Annotated in this window: 14 protein-coding genes; 8 read left to right on the top strand and 6 right to left on the bottom strand. The window is 41.0% G+C overall.

Features of this window, described 5'->3' with window-relative positions; translation table 11 throughout:
- From Q1W14_RS01965 to Q1W14_RS01945, 5 genes are all read right to left on the bottom strand, one after another.
- Nucleotides 1-2,712: glycoside hydrolase family 2 TIM barrel-domain containing protein (locus Q1W14_RS01965; protein WP_300698754.1), on the bottom strand; the 2,712-nt coding region annotated here is incomplete at its 3' end.
- A gap of 1 nt (nt 2,713) precedes the next feature.
- Entirely contained in the window at nt 2,714-3,583 is an 870-nt protein-coding gene (locus Q1W14_RS01960; protein WP_300698751.1) for an alpha/beta hydrolase, read from the bottom strand.
- A gap of 22 nt (nt 3,584-3,605) precedes the next feature.
- Complete coding sequence (locus Q1W14_RS01955; RefSeq protein WP_300698748.1) at nt 3,606-5,597, bottom strand: OPT family oligopeptide transporter; 1,992 nt, start codon at nt 5,595-5,597, stop codon at nt 3,606-3,608.
- A gap of 142 nt (nt 5,598-5,739) precedes the next feature.
- Nucleotides 5,740-6,135, bottom strand: a complete 396-nt coding sequence (locus Q1W14_RS01950; RefSeq protein ID WP_300698743.1) for a DUF1573 domain-containing protein — start codon at nt 6,133-6,135, stop codon at nt 5,740-5,742.
- A gap of 91 nt (nt 6,136-6,226) precedes the next feature.
- On the bottom strand, nt 6,227-6,934 hold the full coding sequence (locus Q1W14_RS01945) for a precorrin-2 C(20)-methyltransferase (RefSeq protein ID WP_300698741.1): 708 nt from the start codon (nt 6,932-6,934) through the stop codon (nt 6,227-6,229).
- A 122-nt stretch (nt 6,935-7,056) separates the two neighbouring features.
- Here Q1W14_RS01945 and Q1W14_RS01940 point away from each other — a divergent pair, with 122 nt between their 5' ends.
- From Q1W14_RS01940 to Q1W14_RS01910, 7 genes are all read left to right on the top strand, one after another.
- On the top strand, nt 7,057-7,914 hold the full coding sequence (locus tag Q1W14_RS01940) for a helix-turn-helix domain-containing protein (protein WP_300698738.1): 858 nt from the start codon (nt 7,057-7,059) through the stop codon (nt 7,912-7,914).
- Between the two features lie 87 nt (nt 7,915-8,001).
- Complete coding sequence (locus Q1W14_RS01935; protein ID WP_300698735.1) at nt 8,002-8,592, top strand: DUF417 family protein; 591 nt, start codon at nt 8,002-8,004, stop codon at nt 8,590-8,592.
- 4 nt (nt 8,593-8,596) lie between these two features.
- Entirely contained in the window at nt 8,597-9,952 is a 1,356-nt protein-coding gene (locus tag Q1W14_RS01930; RefSeq protein ID WP_300698733.1) for an FAD-dependent oxidoreductase, read from the top strand.
- Between the two features lie 102 nt (nt 9,953-10,054).
- Nucleotides 10,055-11,215: an ABC transporter substrate-binding protein gene (locus tag Q1W14_RS01925; RefSeq protein ID WP_300698730.1), complete on the top strand. Its 1,161-nt coding sequence runs from the start codon at nt 10,055-10,057 to the stop codon at nt 11,213-11,215.
- Complete coding sequence (locus Q1W14_RS01920; protein WP_300698756.1) at nt 11,215-12,252, top strand: iron ABC transporter permease; 1,038 nt, start codon at nt 11,215-11,217, stop codon at nt 12,250-12,252. The genes Q1W14_RS01925 and Q1W14_RS01920 overlap by 1 nt, the downstream gene beginning before the upstream one ends.
- Entirely contained in the window at nt 12,245-13,261 is a 1,017-nt protein-coding gene (locus Q1W14_RS01915; RefSeq protein ID WP_300698728.1) for an ABC transporter ATP-binding protein, read from the top strand. The genes Q1W14_RS01920 and Q1W14_RS01915 overlap by 8 nt, the downstream gene beginning before the upstream one ends.
- A 40-nt stretch (nt 13,262-13,301) precedes the next feature.
- Nucleotides 13,302-14,813 (top strand): catalase, encoded by a 1,512-nt coding sequence (locus Q1W14_RS01910; protein ID WP_300698726.1) that lies wholly within the window; start codon nt 13,302-13,304, stop codon nt 14,811-14,813.
- A 91-nt stretch (nt 14,814-14,904) separates the two neighbouring features.
- Here Q1W14_RS01910 and Q1W14_RS01905 read toward each other — a convergent pair whose 3' ends face one another.
- Complete coding sequence (locus Q1W14_RS01905; protein ID WP_300698724.1) at nt 14,905-15,933, bottom strand: alpha/beta hydrolase; 1,029 nt, start codon at nt 15,931-15,933, stop codon at nt 14,905-14,907.
- Between the two features lie 161 nt (nt 15,934-16,094).
- Here Q1W14_RS01905 and Q1W14_RS01900 point away from each other — a divergent pair, with 161 nt between their 5' ends.
- Nucleotides 16,095-17,462: an MATE family efflux transporter gene (locus tag Q1W14_RS01900; protein WP_300698721.1), complete on the top strand. Its 1,368-nt coding sequence runs from the start codon at nt 16,095-16,097 to the stop codon at nt 17,460-17,462.
- Nucleotides 17,463-17,471 lie beyond the last annotated feature (9 nt).

Raw genomic sequence — 17,471 nt, 5'->3', positions numbered from 1 at the left:
CAAAGTCGTAAATGTCTCCGGTAACTGCATTCTCAAACCAACGCGTGGTATCATAGGGGCTTGGTTACCCTCTGCAATGAATTGGTTATTGACTTTGATAATACCATTAGCATATATCTTATAAGTGATATTCCATTGTGCATCTGTTTGCGGGAAACGATAGGCCACCTTCACTGTAGTGGAATCATTTCCTTGGGATACATTGAAACTTTCTGCTTTCAGATCTTGATAGCTGGCTTCCTTCCATACTTTAAGTCGAACAGGTAATTGTGCTCCATAATCATTGTCTGTCGGTGCACGCCAGAAATAGGGGCGGGGACCTTGACCGTCTAAAATGTACTCTTGTTTTTTATACTGATAAGATACCAGTAAACCACTTTGTTTATCAAACGTAGCTTTGAATTCAGGACCAGAGAACGTGATTTGTGTAGTGGCATCCTGAGATGTGGCAAGTTTCTGAGCCGGTGCTTCTGGTTTAAAGAAGGTATGAATATAGGTCTGTTCACGAGCAATTACCGTACCGGTAGGTAGAAATGGTTCAGGAGCATGTATAGCTGCATAGAATTCGATACGTACATCTCCTGTAGTATATTTCTCTTTTGGAATACCTTTTAAGAAACCACTGGTAATTGTTTTGCCCGGTGCAGCGTTAACCTTTTCAATATTTCCTTTATAGATTTCTTTTCCATGATCGCGGATGATATAGTAGAAATCATATCTATTAAGGTTGGTGAAAGAGAAATCATTGCGGATCTTTACGGTACAAGTCTGTTTATCAAAATCAAAGAATTTGATGTTTTGATAGACTTTTCCCATCTCTTCTGTTTGCGGTTTGATGCTGCGGTCGGGATAAACAATACCGTTTATGCAGAAATCACCATCGGAAGGAGTTCCGTTTTCACCGTAATCACCACCATATTTCCAGTATTTTCGTCCATTGTCAGTCTTGGCTGCAAAGCCTTGGTCAACCCAATCCCAGATACATCCACCCTGAAGGATAGGATATTTCTCAATAACATCCCAATAATCCTGAAAGTTGCCGAGACTGTTACCCATGGCATGGGCATATTCACAGAGAATAAGAGGACGAGTCATTTCTTTGTTTTGGGCATACTTTTCAAGATATTCAATGGAGGAATACATCGGACAATGAATATCCGTGTTCCATTCCAAGCCAGCCCGTTCGTATTGAATAGGACGGCTATCGAGCATCTTCAGAGTATTATAAGTAACATAGAAGTTCAGTCCGTTTCCGGCTTCGTTACCCAAAGACCAGGTGATGATGCAAGGATGGTTTTTATCACGTTCGTACATGTTCATAGTACGATCAATATGAGCATTCATGAAAAGTGGATTGTTTGCCAAAGTTCCGCCTACACGTAGATCATAACCCATACCGTGGCTTTCAATGTTAGCTTCGTCTATTACGTAGATACCATATTGGTCGCAAAGTTCGTAAAAACGTTCTTGTTGTGGATAGTGGCAGGTACGAACTGTATTGACATTGTACTTTTTCCAGAGTTCAAAGTCTTTCTTCATCAAATCTTCTGAAACATAATGACCTGTGAATTCATTGTGTTCATGGTAGTTCACACCTTTAACCAGAATAGGTTTACCATTGACCAACAGTTGTTTGTCTTTGATTTCAACCGTGCGGAAACCAACTTTACAACTGGTTGCTTCAATCACATCACCATTGGGACGTTTCAAACTGATAACGAGAGTATAAAGATTAGGAGTCTCAGCAGTCCATTTTTGAGGATCACTAACGGTCTTCTTCGTAAATTCTACTTCAGTCTGGTCACCCATTATTTGGGTAGAAGATTGGGCTACTTGTTGGTCATTGCTGTCCAATAGTCGGTATCCTACTACAACAGGGGTATTTTGTCCGGTTTCGTTTGTCAGTTTGACTTTCAACTTTATGACACCGTCACGGTAGGAATCATCCAATGGAGTTTCAGCCTTGAAATCCGTTATATGAATTTGAGGCTGTGCATAGATATAAATATCCCGTTCAATGCCACTTATACGCCAAAAGTCCTGGCATTCAAGATAGTTGGCGTCAGAGAAACGGTGTATTTGTATGGCTATGATATTTTTCCCTTTTTTGGCAATGGCAGAGACATTAAAGCGGGTAGGAGTTTTGGCGTCTTTACTCATTCCCACAAACTTACCATTTAGGTAGTAGAATGCTGCTCCACGTACTCCATCGGCACTCAGGAAAATTTCTTTATTGTCCCAGTCTCCTGAAAGGGTAAACTCGCGGCGATAAGTGCCGGTAGGGTTCCAGTCCTTGGGAACATAAGGAGGATTGGGCTTATCCCAATAAGGGGCATATCCGGGAGAACAGAACTCGTATGACGTATTCACGTAGATGGGTGTACCAAAACCCTGTAGTTCCCAATTACCAGGTACATTGATATCCGGCCAATGATTAACGTTTGTACGTTCATTCATAAAATCCGTAGGACGATCAGTAAAGTTTTCCACATAGCTGAATTTCCATTTTCCGTTGAGAGACAAACGGAAGGTACCGTTTGTGCGGTCGTTGATAATAGCATCAGTCTCTGTGGTATAGGAGGTAAAAGTACTGCGAGGAGCCTCCTTGTTGATGCTTGTCAGCTTGGGATTAGTTATCTGCTCGTAGCGTCCCTCTTGTGCTATAAGCATAAGAGGAAATGCCAGGAAAGTGAGTAATAATGTAAATTTCATATTATTGGTTATTAGAGAATACAAGTCCGTCACGCAACCATTTTTCTAATTCTTCGGTCCATTGGCGTTTATAAGTAAAGTTATCATGAAATCCCCAGCCATGTCCGCCTGTAGGATATGCATGCAGGCTGGCAGGTACTTTTTGATCGCGAAGAGCAAGGAAATAACCTATTCCGTTGATAGGAGGTACAGCATCATCATCCGAAGAAAGCATGATGAAAGCTTGCGGAGATCGTGGTGATACTTGTCTTTCGAGAGAATACTTCTGTTCCAGTTCTTGTGATGGATTTTCTCCGATAAGATTCTTGCGGGAACCTCCGTGGGTTACACCTTTCAACATGGAGATGACAGGATAAAATAGTATCTGGAAATCAGGGCGTGTCTTCTCGCTACTGTAAAGAGTAGCCAGAGAAGCAGCCAGATGTCCACCTGCAGATGCTCCCATTATACCGACACGTTGTGGATTAATGCCCCATTCTGCTGCATGTTCGCGTACAAGACGTATGGCTTGTTCGGCATCAGAAAGGGGAACTTCATAATGACCATTCGGCATACGGTATTTCAGCACCACGTATGTAATGCCTTGCGTGTTTAACCAAGGTGCCATATCATAACCTTCATGATCCATAGCAAGACCGCCATATCCACCTCCGGGACACATAATTATAGCCATGCCATTGGGATTCTTTGCAGGAAAAACTTTGATAAAGGGCTTGGTAACATTAGAAACCCATCCTTCACCGCTTTGCTCCTCATCTTTCAATTCGTTACTATTAGGAGCACCGTTGGGCCATAATGGTAGTTCAATGGGTTTCTGTGCAGATAACATAGTTGTTATTACTAAGAAAGATAAAATAAGAAGATTCTTCATGATCGTTCTATCATTTAGCAAGTTATTTGACTTTCATTGAGGCTTTGATGAAATATAATATCAGAAGGGCGTAAGCTCCGAGTGCCAGTACTTCAGACCAGGAGTTTTGTACCCATGCATCGTTGACAAGGTTGATACCCCCGAAACGCATAGCTGCACTGACTACTCCCATCAGGGCACCGCCGGCAATAAATCCGGATGCCAGCAATGTTCCTTTTTCGCCACGTTCTGTATTGAGAGCAGAGTCTTTGCTACGACTGGTTACGAACCAATTGACGGCACCACCCACTACCAATGGAACGTTCAGTTCCAGCGGAATAAACATACCTAAAGCGAATGCCAGTGCCGGAATCTTACAGAAGTTCAATACAATGGCAAGCACAGCACCAATGCCATATAGTAACCATGGAGCACCTACACCATTCATCAATGGTTCGATAACGGCAGCCATTGCATTGGCTTGCGGTGCTGCTAGTTGTCCACTGGTAAAACCGTATGTCTTATTCAGGATAATCATTACGCCTCCAACAGTAGCAGCAGAAACAATGGTTCCAAGGAATTTCCATGCTTCCTGCTTGGCTGGTGTGCTTCCCAGCCAGTAACCGATTTTTAAATCCGTAATAAAGCCACCTGCCATAGACAAAGCCGTACAAACAACGCCTCCCATTACAAGTGCAGCAACCATACCTTCAGGACCTTTCAGACCAACAGCTACCATAACTACAGATGCCAGGATCAAAGTCATCAAGGTCATACCGGAAACCGGATTTGTTCCTACAATGGCAATAGCATTAGCGGCAACAGTAGTAAAAAGAAAAGCAATACCGGCAACCAATACAATAGCTACAATGGTATGCAACAAATTGCCTTGCATAACATCAAAATAGAAGAACAACGTTACCAATATCAAAGTAATAATGGAACCAATGGCAATAATCTTCATCGGGATGTCCCGTTGAGTGCGCTTCACAGAAGCTTCTATATTAGATTTACCACCCATTTCTTTAGCAGCCAATCCTACAGCACTCTTAATGATTCCCCATGATTTGATGATACCGATAATACCGGCCATGGCAATGCCTCCGATACCGATACTTTTAGCATAATATTTGAATATTAGTTCCGGTGCCATGGATCCAACAGTTGCCGTAATTTCAGGATTCCATTGATTTAATACACTGTCTCCCCAAATCATTGACATTCCGGGGATAATAATCCACCATACTGCAAGCGAGCCGGCACAAATGATTGATGCATATTTTAATCCGACAATATAACCCAAACCAAGAACGGCAGCACCCGTATTTACTTTAAATACCAACTTTGCTTTTTCTGCCACCATTTCGCCGAAACCGCAGACACGGGTAGTGAAGTTTTCATTCCACCAACCGAATGTTGCTACAATGAAATCGTAAAGACCACCGATAATACCTGCCATCAGCAAAGGTTTTGCCTGACTGCCGCTTTTCTCTCCGGAAACGAGCACTTGTGTAGTTGCTGTGGCTTCGGGGAAAGGATATTTACCATGCATGTCACTTACAAAATATTTTCGAAAAGGAATCAGGAATAGAATACCCAGTACACCTCCCAACAGAGAACTGATAAATACTTGTGTGAAGGTTACGGTGATTTCTTTGGGATAGGATTCTTGGAGAATATATAAAGCAGGTAAGGTGAAAATAGCTCCTGCTACAATAACGCCCGAACTGGCGCCGATAGACTGGATTATGACGTTTTCGCCAAGTGCATTTTTACGCTTTGCCGCTCCGGATACTCCTACGGCAATGATGGCGATGGGGATGGCTGCTTCAAATACTTGCCCGACCTTAAGTCCCAGATAGGCTGCGGCAGCTGAAAAGAGGATTGCCATACAAATACCCCATGAGACTGACCAAGCATTTACTTCCGGATATTTTTTATCAGGACTCATTAAGGGATTGTATACCTCACCTGGCTTTAGTTCACGAAATGCATTTTCCGGTAATCCGGTAAATTGATCTTCTTCTTGCTTCATGATTTTGTAGTTTTATGTTTTTATGATTCGATTTTATGCAATTAGATATATTATTAATCAATCTATTTCTACTTTTGAGACAAAGAAAGCAAAAAAAAAGGAGAATTGAAAAATTCTCCTTCATTCTATACTGTAAAAACGCTTATTTCGCATCTTTTGCTGTCATATCGCCTTCTACAAATAATCTCATCATTTCCGTCTTGGCATTCGTGCGCAAAGTAATGGATTTTTTGAAATGTCCCGGATATTTGCCTGTACCGTTATAAGTCACTTTGACCGTTCCTGATTTTCCAGGTAAGATGGGCTCTTGTGTATACTCAGGAACCGTGCATCCACAAGATGCTACAGCCTGATGAATTACTAATGGGGCATCACCTATGTTTTTGAACGTAAATGTGCAGCTTACAATCGGGTTGTTTTCGGAGAATGTACCGAAATCATGTGTGGTCTTATCAAACTTAATGTCAGCCTTAGCTTGTGCAGATGCATAGCTAATGCTCAAGACCATCATCATCATATAAAAAACGAGTTTCTTCATGTTCTTATCTTTTTTATATTCAACGGGGACAAAGGTAGCCTATTTTCATGAAATTAGTACTTACAGTGTGCGAAAATGTATTAAATCAGTCTCAAAAGGTATCAGAACGGATGATTAACAATGAAAAATAGGGATAGGACAAAGCCTCGATTTGCTTGTTATCGTTCAGGTATTTTTCATTCGAAGTACCTATATTCTCAAAATAGTGGTAACTGTATTCTGGATGCAAACGGATACAACGGTGTACTTCGTCAGCACATTGCGATAGCTTCATAATAACAATTACACTCTTTTCACTAATCAATTTCTCAATTTCTTCGACTGTGGTAATACCGGGAATTACAGTCAGGCGCTCTTCTTGGCTGGCAACGTGTAATCCTCCTAATGCACCGGCAGCTATGAAAGCTGGAATGCCTGCTATATGTGTTACGGGAATGTTGTCTGCTTGCAGTTTGTCGAAGACATAGTGTATGGAAGAGTAGAATCCGGCATCTCCCTCGGCAACGATACATACTTTTTTATTATCCTTATATAGCAGGAGTGTTTCTTCGTAAACCCGGTCATAAGCGTCCATTGCATTTTTACGTTGTTTGCTCATAGGAAGAGCAAAGCGATGAATACTGCTTTCATGGATATCCAGTTGTTGCATGATATCAGCTGCACGCGAAACGGTGCGTCCGTCCCGTGTTTGGGTTTCGGGGCAAAAAATGTAGTCGGCTGCTTGTAAAGCTTTCAATCCTTTTATAGTAATTAGTTCCGGTTCGCCGGGACCGAGAGATACAAATGTTATTGGATGCATTTTATTTATATGTTTGGAATTAAAAATAAAATTAAGATAATGCGGGTGCAAAAGTGAGTAAATAATCGGTAGTAAGCAAGATATTGTTTATCTTTGTTGAATTCTATCAAATAAAACTATTTATGGACTACCAATTCAATACCCGTTTAGATGGTAATATAGCCATGACTTACCATTTTCATGAAAATACATCTTTGAAACGCGATAAAACCTTATACAAATTTATTTGGGTACAGAGTGGCACTTTGTCAATCGAGGTAGATCATATCCCAATGTGCCTTATTAAAGATGAAATTGTTACGTTAACCCCTTTGCATCATTTGGAAGTAATAGAAGTGAAAGGTGAATACTTAACCTTTGTATTCAATAGCAATTTCTATTGTATTTACGGTCATGATAATGAGGTGTCGTGTAATGGTTTTCTTTTCTATGGTTCGTCTAAAATAATGCGCTTGAAGCTTTCAGAGGAACAATCCTATAACTTACGTGATATTGTTCGAATTTTCCGTCAGGAGTCTGCCGTAGAAGATAATCTTCAGGAAGAAATGCTACGGATTGTACTGAAACGTTTCATCATAACCTGTACACGTATTGCCCGTCAGAAGTTTGATGTGGCAGGGGATAATGAAAAAACATTCGATATAATCCGTCAATATTATGTATTGGTAGATCAGAATTTTAAAGAGAAGAAGCAGGTACAGGATTATGCCGATATTCTTTGCCGCTCTCCTAAAACACTCTCCAATTTGTTTGCATCTTGCGGACTTCCTTCTCCACTGAAGGTTATTCATGAACGGATAGAGGCAGAGGCTAAGAGATTACTGCTATATACCAATAAGAGCGCTAAAGAAATTGGTGCCATTTTAGGCTTTGAAGATCTGGCTACTTTTAGTCGTTTCTTTAAGAAAATGGCAGGAGAAAGTGTCTCGGATTATAAAAAAAGGGTACAACGGGAAGAATTGCCAACTATTGCGGAATAATTGCTATTTTGTGCATGACGAAAAACAGGGAACTTTGCAAAAACAAAAAATAAGTCGTTTTAAGAACTAACTAAAACAAGAATAAAAATGAAAACAAAATTGCAAAACCTGTTTATGTCTGCTCTGAGCATTGCAGCTTCTACTCAAAAGTTGGGAATCAATTTAATCCGCGTATCTATATTAATTATTTTTCTATGGATTGGAGGTTTGAAATTCTGGAATTATGAAGCAGAAGGTATAGTACCTTTTGTTGCCAATAGTCCTTTTATGAGCTTCTTCTATACAAAAAATGCGCCGGAATATAAAGAATATAAACTGAAAGAGGGCGAGTTTAACGAAGTGAAACACCAATGGCATGTAGAGAATAATACGTACGGCTTTTCTCATGGTTTAGGTATTCTCATTATGGCGATCGGTATTCTTACATTTCTAGGTGTTTTCTCTCCTAAAATAGGATTGATAGGTGCTACATTAGCTATCATCATGACTATTGGCACGCTCTCTTTCCTTGTGACAACTCCTGAAGTGTGGGTACCCGATTTAGGAAGCGGAGAGCATGGTTTTCCATTGTTAACAGGAGCAGGACGTCTGGTTATTAAGGATACGGCTATTCTTGCCGGAGCTATTGTTGTATTGTCAGACAGTGCAAAAAGAGTATTGAATCAACTAAAGAAATAGAATAATGAAACAGTATGATGCCATTATCATAGGATTCGGAAAAGGCGGTAAGACGCTAGCTGCTGAACTGGCAAAGCGGAATCATTCAGTTGCTATGATAGAACGTTCGGATAAAATGTATGGAGGTACATGTATCAACATAGGTTGTATTCCGACTAAGACCTTAGTACATGCGGCAAAATTGGCCGATAAAAATGCTTCGTGGGAAGAAAAGAAGGAATATTATCGCCAATCTATTGCAACTAAGGAGGATGTAACTTCTTTCTTGCGTCAAAAGAATTATCATAATCTTGCTGATAATCCTCATATATCGGTATATACCGGTATCGGTTCTTTTGCCGATCCTGATATTGTAGAAGTAAAGATAGGAGAGGAAACTCTACAACTACAATCTTCACAGATATTTATTAATACCGGTGCGGAAACTACTGTTCCGTCTATTGAAGGAGTTGTGGGTAATCCGAAAGTGTATACCAGTACTACTATTATGGAATTAACCGAGTTACCGTCGCATTTGGTTATTGTGGGTGGTGGATATATAGGTTTGGAATTTGCCTCCATGTATGCTTCTTTTGGTTCCAGAGTGACTGTACTTGAAGGTTATTCGGAATTGATTTCGAGAGAAGATCGTGATATTGCAGCGAGCGTTCAGCAGGTTTTAGAGCAGAAAGGCATTACTTTTCGTTTGAATGCACAGGTGCAGTCCATAAAAGATTCTATTATTATTTATAAGGATGCAGTTATTAATGAAGAATTTCAAATAGAAGCTGATGCTGTCTTGTTAGCTACCGGGCGCCGTCCGAATACAGCAGGATTGAATTTGGAAAAAGCCGGCGTTGAAGTTAATGAACGGGGGGCTATCATAGTAAATGAACATTTGCAAACTACTAATCCGAATATTCGTGCCATCGGTGATGTGAAAGGTGGTTTACAGTTTACTTATATTTCTTTGGATGACTACCGAATTTTACGTGAAGATTTGTTCGGAGCCGGTGAACGTAAAGTTTCCGATAGAGATCCCGTAAGTTATTCGGTATTTATTGATCCTCCGCTTTCACGTATTGGCATGAGCGAGGAGGATGCCCTAAGGAAGGGTATGAATATAAAGGTGAATAAATTGCCGGTAGCTGCTATTCCACGTGCCAGAACTTTGGGGGATACCAATGGTTTATTCAAGGTTGTAGTGGATGCAAATACTGATAGGATAGTTGGTTGTACATTGTTTGGACCGGATTCCAGTGAAATTATCAATTTGATAGCTATGGCAATGAAGACTGGACAAGAGTATACTTTTCTACGAGATTTTATCTTTACCCACCCTAGTATGAGTGAAGCATTGAATGATTTGATGAGTTTTTGATCATTTGGGTGTAATATCCGGTAATTAATTGGAGATGGGTTTGTGTATCTCCCCAAAATTGCCGAATATTGCACTCGAATTCTTTTTAAAGCTCAACTAATCATGACTAGAATATCGGTTATCGCCACAGTTCTCTTTTTTGTATTGTGTTTAACAGCTTGTGGCTCAAAGCCCAAACAATCATTTGCTGAAACTACTTCTACTGCAAATGCTATATCTGATTCAACTACTACAATCGTTCCTTTATATGCAAAAGGTTATACAGTAAAATATCTTTCTGATCATATCCGATTGGTGGACATACAGGATCCTCAGAAAGAAAGTAGTAATACTTTTCATTATGCTTTAGTACCCAAAGGAACGAAACCTGTTGACCTTCCTGCTGATTATACGGTGATAGAAACTCCCGTAGATAAAACTATTTGTATGACTTCCTTACAACTCTCCAATTTTATTCGCTTGGAAGCATGTGACCATATAGTAGGTATAACCAGTACACGCCATCTTTTCAACCAAGAGATGAATGAACGGTTAAAATCGGGTAAAACCGCTAAAATCGGCATTGAAGGAAATTTTGATAATGAGGTGGTTATGAGCATGAATCCGGGTGTTATCTTTATTTCTCCTTTCAAACGTGGTGGCTATGATGCCATGCGTGAAATAGGCATACCATTGGTTCCACATTTGGGATATAAAGAAATGACTCCGCTCGGTCAGGCAGAATGGATTAAATTTGTGGGTATGTTTATTGGTCAGGAGGCGGAAGCGAATGTCAAGTTTAAAGCTATTGAGAAGCGGTATAATGAATTGAAAGGAATGGCCGCCAATGTAAAGAAGCGTCCTGTTGTCTTTAGTGGTGAAATACGTGGTGGTAATTGGTACGCCGTGGGTGGAAAGAGTTTCCTTGCCGAGCTTTTCCGTGATGCGGGTGCAGACTATTTTTTGAAAGATGATCCTCGTTCAGGAGGTGTTACTTTGGATTTTGAGACCGTATACAGTCAAGCAGAAAGCGCCGATTTTTGGCGAATTGTCAACAGCTATGATGGTACATTTACGTATGATGCTTTAAAATCTCTTGATCCTCGTTATGCCGATTTTCGTGCATTTCGTGAAAAAGGGGTGGTTTATTGTAACATGCGTGAGAAGCCTTTCTATGAAAGTATGCCAATGGAACCTGAAGTTGTATTGGAAGATTTGATTCATGCTTTTCATCCCGACCTTTTACCTGATTATCAACCCACTTACTATGAGCGTCTGAAATGATGAAAAGGCCAACAATTCTATTAATGTTGCTGTTATTGGCATCTATCTTTCTGTTTTTTCTACTGAATCTGCTTTTAGGATCTGTTCATATTCCGTTCCGTTCTGTGTGGAATATATTGTGGGGAAATACGGATGAATCTATTATTTGGCAGAATATTATCTGGAAATCGCGTGTGCCACAGGCATTGACAGCATTGGTAGCAGGAGCGGGGCTTTCGGTGAGTGGACTACAAATGCAAACGGTGTTCCGTAATCCATTGGCAGGTCCTTCTGTTCTCGGTATTAGTTCAGGAGCCAGTTTGGGAGTAGCTTGCGTAGTACTTCTTTCCGGTGCTATGGGCGGAGTGGCGTTGAGCCGATTAGGATATATGGGTGAGGTTGCCTTATCTATTGCTGCTATTATCGGCGCATTGGCTGTAATGGCACTTATCGTTTATGTTTCTCAAAAGGTAAAAGGAAATGTGACGCTGCTTATTATCGGCGTAATGATAGGATATGTAGCAAGTGCTGTAATCGGTGTATTGAAATATTTCAGTGTAGAAGAAGACATTCGGGCATACGTTATTTGGGGATTAGGTAGTTTTGCCCGTGTTTCTGGTGATCAAATGATATTATTTGTGTGTATTATGCTTGTTTTGTTGCCTTTATCCTTCTTGTTGATAAAGACAATGAATCTATTACTTTTGGGGGATGGGTATGCACGTAATTTAGGGCTGAATATTAAGCGGGCTAGATTGTTGGTCATTTCTTGCTCCGGGGTATTGGTCGCAATTGTGACTGCATATTGCGGTCCGATTATGTTTGTGGGATTGGCAGTGCCTCATTTGTGCCGTGCAATCTTTCATACTTCTGATCATCGGATATTGATGCCTTCTACTCTGCTGGTAGGGGCAGCCTTGGCATTAGTTTGTAATTTGATTGCCCGCATGCCGGGATTTGAAGGAGCTTTACCCGTTAATTCTGTAACTGCTTTGGTTGGTGCGCCGGTAGTAGCTTCCGTACTTTTTAGAAAAAGAAAAGGAGAAATAAATGAATAGAGGAACTATACATATAGACAATCTCTCTATCGGATATCCCGGAAAAGGAGATGTGAAAGTAGTAGCAAGTGGCATTTGTGCTGATATTAATAGTGGTGAATTGACTTGCTTGTTGGGTGCTAATGGAGTGGGGAAGTCTACACTGCTCCGCACGTTGTCAGCCTTTCAGCCCAAATTGGATGGAAAAATAAGTATACAGGGAAAAGAAATTGGCGATTATACAGATAAAGAGCTTTCACGAGTTATCAGTGTGGTTTTGACGGAAAAATGTGATATTCGCAATATGTCTGTCATAGAGTTGATAGGTTTGGGACGTAGTCCGTATACAGGTTTTTGGGGAACGCTTTCCAAAGAGGATAAAGAAGTGGTGGAGCGTTCCATCACCCTAGTGGGTATTCCGCATTTAACGCATCGCATGGTTCATACTTTGAGTGACGGCGAACGGCAAAAAGTGATGATAGCCAAGGCGCTTGCCCAGGAAACTCCTGTTATTTATCTTGATGAGCCCACTGCTTTCCTCGATTTTCCCAGTAAAGTAGAAATGATGCAATTGCTGCATCATTTAAGTCGTCAGACGGATAAAACAATTTTTCTTTCTACCCACGATTTGGAACTAGCCTTGCAGATAGCTGATAAAATCTGGTTAATGGATAAAGTGAACGGAGTGACAATTGGTACTCCTGAAGATCTCTCCTTGAATGGTAGTCTTAGTAACTTCTTCGCACGTAAAGGAATTGTGTTCGATTTGGAGACAGGCTTGTTCCGGGTAGATAATGAATATACTTTCCAAATAAGACTGGTGGGACATGGCCAAAAATATGCTATGGTGCGTAAAGCACTCCAGCGAAATGGTATTTTGGCAAACCGTAATATTGAATCGGAGATCTATATTGAGACAGGAGATTTGAAAGGGGATGGTAGTTTTGTCTTCAATTATCCGGGAAAAGATTCAGTAAGAGTTACTTCTATTGAAAATTTATTAGAATTAGTTTTATCTTTCCACAAATAAACACTATATTTGTAATAAGTTCAATTTTAAAACTAATAGTATGGAAGAACAAAAGAAACTAACTACTGAAGTAGGAGCTCCTGTGTCGGATAATCGTAATTCTCAAACTGCAGGTTCTCGTGGTCCTATAATGATGCAAGACACTTGGCTGATGGAAAAGTTGGCCCATTTTGATCGTGAAGTTATTCCGGAAAGGCGAATGCATGCTAAGGGTAGTGGTGCTTTTGGTAATTTTACTACGACCCATGATGTGACTCAATATACTTGTGCCAAGCTTTTTTCTGAGATAGGTAAAAAGACAGATCTTTTTATCCGTTTTTCTACTGTAGCCGGGGAGCGCGGTGCTGCTGATGCCGAACGTGATATCCGTGGTTTTGCCATTAAATTTTATACTGAAGAAGGAAACTGGGATTTAGTAGGAAATAATACTCCCGTATTTTTTATTCGCGATCCGATGCAATTTCCGGACTTGAATCATGCAGTAAAACGTGATCCGAAGACTAATTTACGATCTCCACAAAACAACTGGGATTATTGGACAATGTTGCCTGAAGCTTTGCATCAAGTTACCATAGTAATGTCAGACCGTGGTATTCCGGCATCCTATCGACACATGCATGGTTTTGGTAGCCATACTTATAGCCTGATTAATAAGGGTGGTGCTCGCGTATGGGTAAAATTTCACTTGAGAACCCAACAAGGTATTAAAAATTTGACTAATGAAGAATCAGCTGCCATCATAGCCAAAGATCGTGAAAGTCATCAGCGTGATTTGTTTGAAGCTATTGAGCATAAAGACTTTCCGAAATGGACATTGTACTTTCAAATCATGACCGAGGAGCAAGCTCAGCACTATAAAGAGAATCCGTTTGATATAACCAAAACATGGAGTCATAAAGATTATCCGCTGATTGAGGTAGGTGTATTAGAGCTGAATCGTAATCCTGAAAATTACTTCGCTGATGTAGAACAAGCAGCTTTTGCACCTACCCACCTCGTACCAGGTATAGGACTTTCACCTGACAAGTTGCTGCAAGGACGTCTCTTTTCTTATGGGGATGCACAGCGTTATCGTTTAGGTGTGAACCATGACCAAATCCCCGTTAACCAAGCACATTGTCCGGTACATAGCTATCATCGTGACGGATTGATGCGTGTAGATGGTAATTATGGTGCAACAAAAGGATATGCTCCCAATGGCTTTGGCGAGTGGGAAGAACAACCTGAATACCGTCATCCTGCCTTGCCTGTGGATGGTGCAATAGATCATTACAGCCCCTACGATGACAAAACTGATAATTGTTTTTATCAACCGGGCGATCTTTATCGTTTGATGACGGAAGATAAGAAACAGGCTTTAATCAATAATACAGTTGCGGATATTATGCCGGTGACCGATAATGTAAAATATCGTCATGCTGCGCATTGCTATCTGGCAGATAAGGATTATGGAACACGTATTGCCGAAGGATTGAAACTGGATATGAAGCGGGTGGAAGAACTTGCTGCTATGACAGAAAAAGATCGTCTTTGGGCAACTAGGACCATGTGATTAGAAAAATAGAAAAGTGAGGGGATGATTCTGAAAGAAACATCCCCTCACTTTTCTACATCCATAAAGAAGCAATATAATTCCTCCTATATTATTTCATATATTCCTTGAAGAAAGATTCCAGTTTGTTGAATGGAATAAGGGACGTACGATCGTAGAGGTCCACATGTCCGGCACCGGGTACAATGTAGAGCTCTTTCGGTTCGGCAGCACGTTTGTAGGCATCTTCACTGAATTCGCGCGAATGGGCATTTTCGCCGGTGATGAAAAGCAGCGGACGGGGTGAGATGGTTTCGATATCATTAAAAGGATAGAAATTCATGAACTTTACATTGCTGCTCAGTGTAGGATGAGTGGTGGTCTGTGGTGTGGCTCCTTCGGGAGTAAATTCTCCACGCGGTGTACGATAGAATTCATAAAATTCCCTTGCTATCGGATCAGACTGCTCTGTTATTTCATGCTGAGTACCGCTGGTATACTTCGTTTCTCCACCTGCGAATTCTACATAACGCTGCTCGGCAGCGTCGACCATGATTTTTTTACGTTGTTCCAAGGTGAGGGAGTGTTTCAGACTGTTGCGGTTGGCGGCTCCCATATCGTACATACTGATAGTGGCGATAGCTTTTAATCGGGGATCAATTTTGGCAGCACTAATGGCGAAGCTACCACTGCCACAAATACCGATGGCACCGATGTGCTCACGGTTGATAAACGGGCGCGTGCCGAGGTAATCGACTGCTGCACTGAAAGCTTCTGCATAAAGATCGGGGGCGACTGCATTGCGCGGATCCCCCTCGCTTCCTCCCCAGAAAGACAGGTCGATGGAAAGGGTGACAAAGCCCCGTTCTGCCATTTTTGTGGCATATAGGTTGGCACTCTGTTCTTTGACAGCTCCCATCGGATGTCCCACAATGATGGCTGGCCGTTTTTCGCCTTCCTTCATATCTTCTGGTAAAAAGAGATTTCCTACTATCTTCATTTTATACAGGTTGGAAAATGATATTGCTTCCATTTTTACCTTGTTACTCTTATAAAAGTTATCCGCATCGGTCTGTGCGAAAGAAAGGCTTGTGCCCAATACCGTCGAAAACACAGCCACTAATAGTAATAATCGTTTCATTCTTTTTTGTATTAATGATTTGTCTAACAATGTTTTTTCTACACTGCAAAAATAGGGGAAGCAAAAGATTTCCTTTGTAGATGAATTACAGACATAGTTACCCTTATTACAGAAACACACCAGATTTTGTGTATCTTTGTAGCTGGTAAAAGATAGTTCTTATGATTCATGACTCTGCAAAAGATAAATATATCCGTCTGACCACTGCACCAGTTCCCAGATTAATCATATCATTGGCAATACCTACGATAATCAGTATGTTGGTGACCTCGTTTTATAATATGGCAGATACTTATTTTGTGGGTAAAATCAATACACAATCTACGGCAGCAGTAGGTATTGTATTTGCAGTAATGTCCATCATTCAGGCAGTTGGTTTCTTCTTTGGTCATGGTTCGGGCAACTACATGTCTCGTAAGCTGGGTGCACAAGAAACAGAAAATGCAGAAAAAATGGCGGCTACCGGATTCTTCTTTGCTTTGTTTGTAGGAATCTTCTTGGCTGTTTTGGGCTTGATCTTTCTAACTCCTTTATCCATTTTATTAGGTTCTACCCCAACCATTCTACCTTATACAGAACGTTATTTAGGCATTATTCTGATAGGTACTCCCTTTATGACATCTTCATTGGTATTGAATAACCAGATACGTTTTCAAGGGAATGCGGCATACGCTATGGTAGGCATTGTGAGTGGGGCGGTAATCAATGTAATACTTGATCCGATTTTGATTTTTGTATGTGATATGGGAATATCCGGTGCGGCATTGGCCACTGTTATCAGTCAGATGTGCAGTTTTTCTCTTTTGTTGTATATGGCACGTAAAGGCGGTAATATCCGGATTCGATATAGAAACTTTACGCCTACTCTTGCCTTTATAAAAGAAATCATAGGGGGTGGTACTCCTTCTCTTGCACGGCAAGGGTTGGCAAGCGTGGCAACTACTCTTTTGAATGTAGCTGCCGGAGCTTATGGCGATGCAGCTATTGCGGGTATGTCTATAGTAACCCGCATCTCGATGTTTATCAATGCTTTCCTGATTGGTTTTGGACAAGGATTCCAACCTGTATGTGGCTTCAATTATGGAGCCGGATTATACGCTCGTGTCCGTCAAGGTTTTTGGTTCTGCGTGAAGGTAGGCTTCTTTTTCTTATTGGTTTGCGCGATTGCCGGTATGGGATATGCTGAACAAATAGTCTCTGTATTCCGTAAAGGAGATCCGGCAGTAATAGCTACCGGAGCTGCGGCTCTACGTTGGCAATTCATTACTTATCCCCTTGGCGCATGGATAGTAGTAAGTAATATGATGCTTCAAACTATCCGTAAACCGATTCGCGCCACTATACTTTCTTCGGCCCGCCAAGGATTGTTCTTTATTCCGCTCATCTTTATTCTTCCCTACTATTTGGGATTGAAAGGGGTAGAAATGTGTCAGGCTTCCGCTGATTTATTGACCTTCTTCCTTGCTATTCCATTAACCTGTGGAGTACTTTCGGAGATGAAGCGGAAAGAGACCGGGCAGTTGGCATGACATGCCGAA

Origin of the sequence: Bacteroides sp. (assembly GCF_030151085.1) — a bacterium.
Lineage (GTDB): Bacteria > Bacteroidota > Bacteroidia > Bacteroidales > Bacteroidaceae > Bacteroides.
This window is presented reverse-complemented; position numbering and strand designations above follow the sequence as displayed.

Coding starts and splice junctions, on each gene's coding strand:
- Q1W14_RS01960 (WP_300698751.1), bottom strand. CDS start 3,583: ATGAAGAATCTTCTTATTTTATCTTTCTTAGTAATAACAACTATGTTA.
- Q1W14_RS01955 (WP_300698748.1), bottom strand. CDS start 5,597: ATGAAGCAAGAAGAAGATCAATTTACCGGATTACCGGAAAATGCATTT.
- Q1W14_RS01950 (WP_300698743.1), bottom strand. CDS start 6,135: ATGAAGAAACTCGTTTTTTATATGATGATGATGGTCTTGAGCATTAGC.
- Q1W14_RS01945 (WP_300698741.1), bottom strand. CDS start 6,934: ATGCATCCAATAACATTTGTATCTCTCGGTCCCGGCGAACCGGAACTA.
- Q1W14_RS01940 (WP_300698738.1), top strand. CDS start 7,057: ATGGACTACCAATTCAATACCCGTTTAGATGGTAATATAGCCATGACT.
- Q1W14_RS01935 (WP_300698735.1), top strand. CDS start 8,002: ATGAAAACAAAATTGCAAAACCTGTTTATGTCTGCTCTGAGCATTGCA.
- Q1W14_RS01930 (WP_300698733.1), top strand. CDS start 8,597: ATGAAACAGTATGATGCCATTATCATAGGATTCGGAAAAGGCGGTAAG.
- Q1W14_RS01925 (WP_300698730.1), top strand. CDS start 10,055: ATGACTAGAATATCGGTTATCGCCACAGTTCTCTTTTTTGTATTGTGT.
- Q1W14_RS01920 (WP_300698756.1), top strand. CDS start 11,215: ATGAAAAGGCCAACAATTCTATTAATGTTGCTGTTATTGGCATCTATC.
- Q1W14_RS01915 (WP_300698728.1), top strand. CDS start 12,245: ATGAATAGAGGAACTATACATATAGACAATCTCTCTATCGGATATCCC.
- Q1W14_RS01910 (WP_300698726.1), top strand. CDS start 13,302: ATGGAAGAACAAAAGAAACTAACTACTGAAGTAGGAGCTCCTGTGTCG.
- Q1W14_RS01905 (WP_300698724.1), bottom strand. CDS start 15,933: ATGAAACGATTATTACTATTAGTGGCTGTGTTTTCGACGGTATTGGGC.
- Q1W14_RS01900 (WP_300698721.1), top strand. CDS start 16,095: ATGATTCATGACTCTGCAAAAGATAAATATATCCGTCTGACCACTGCA.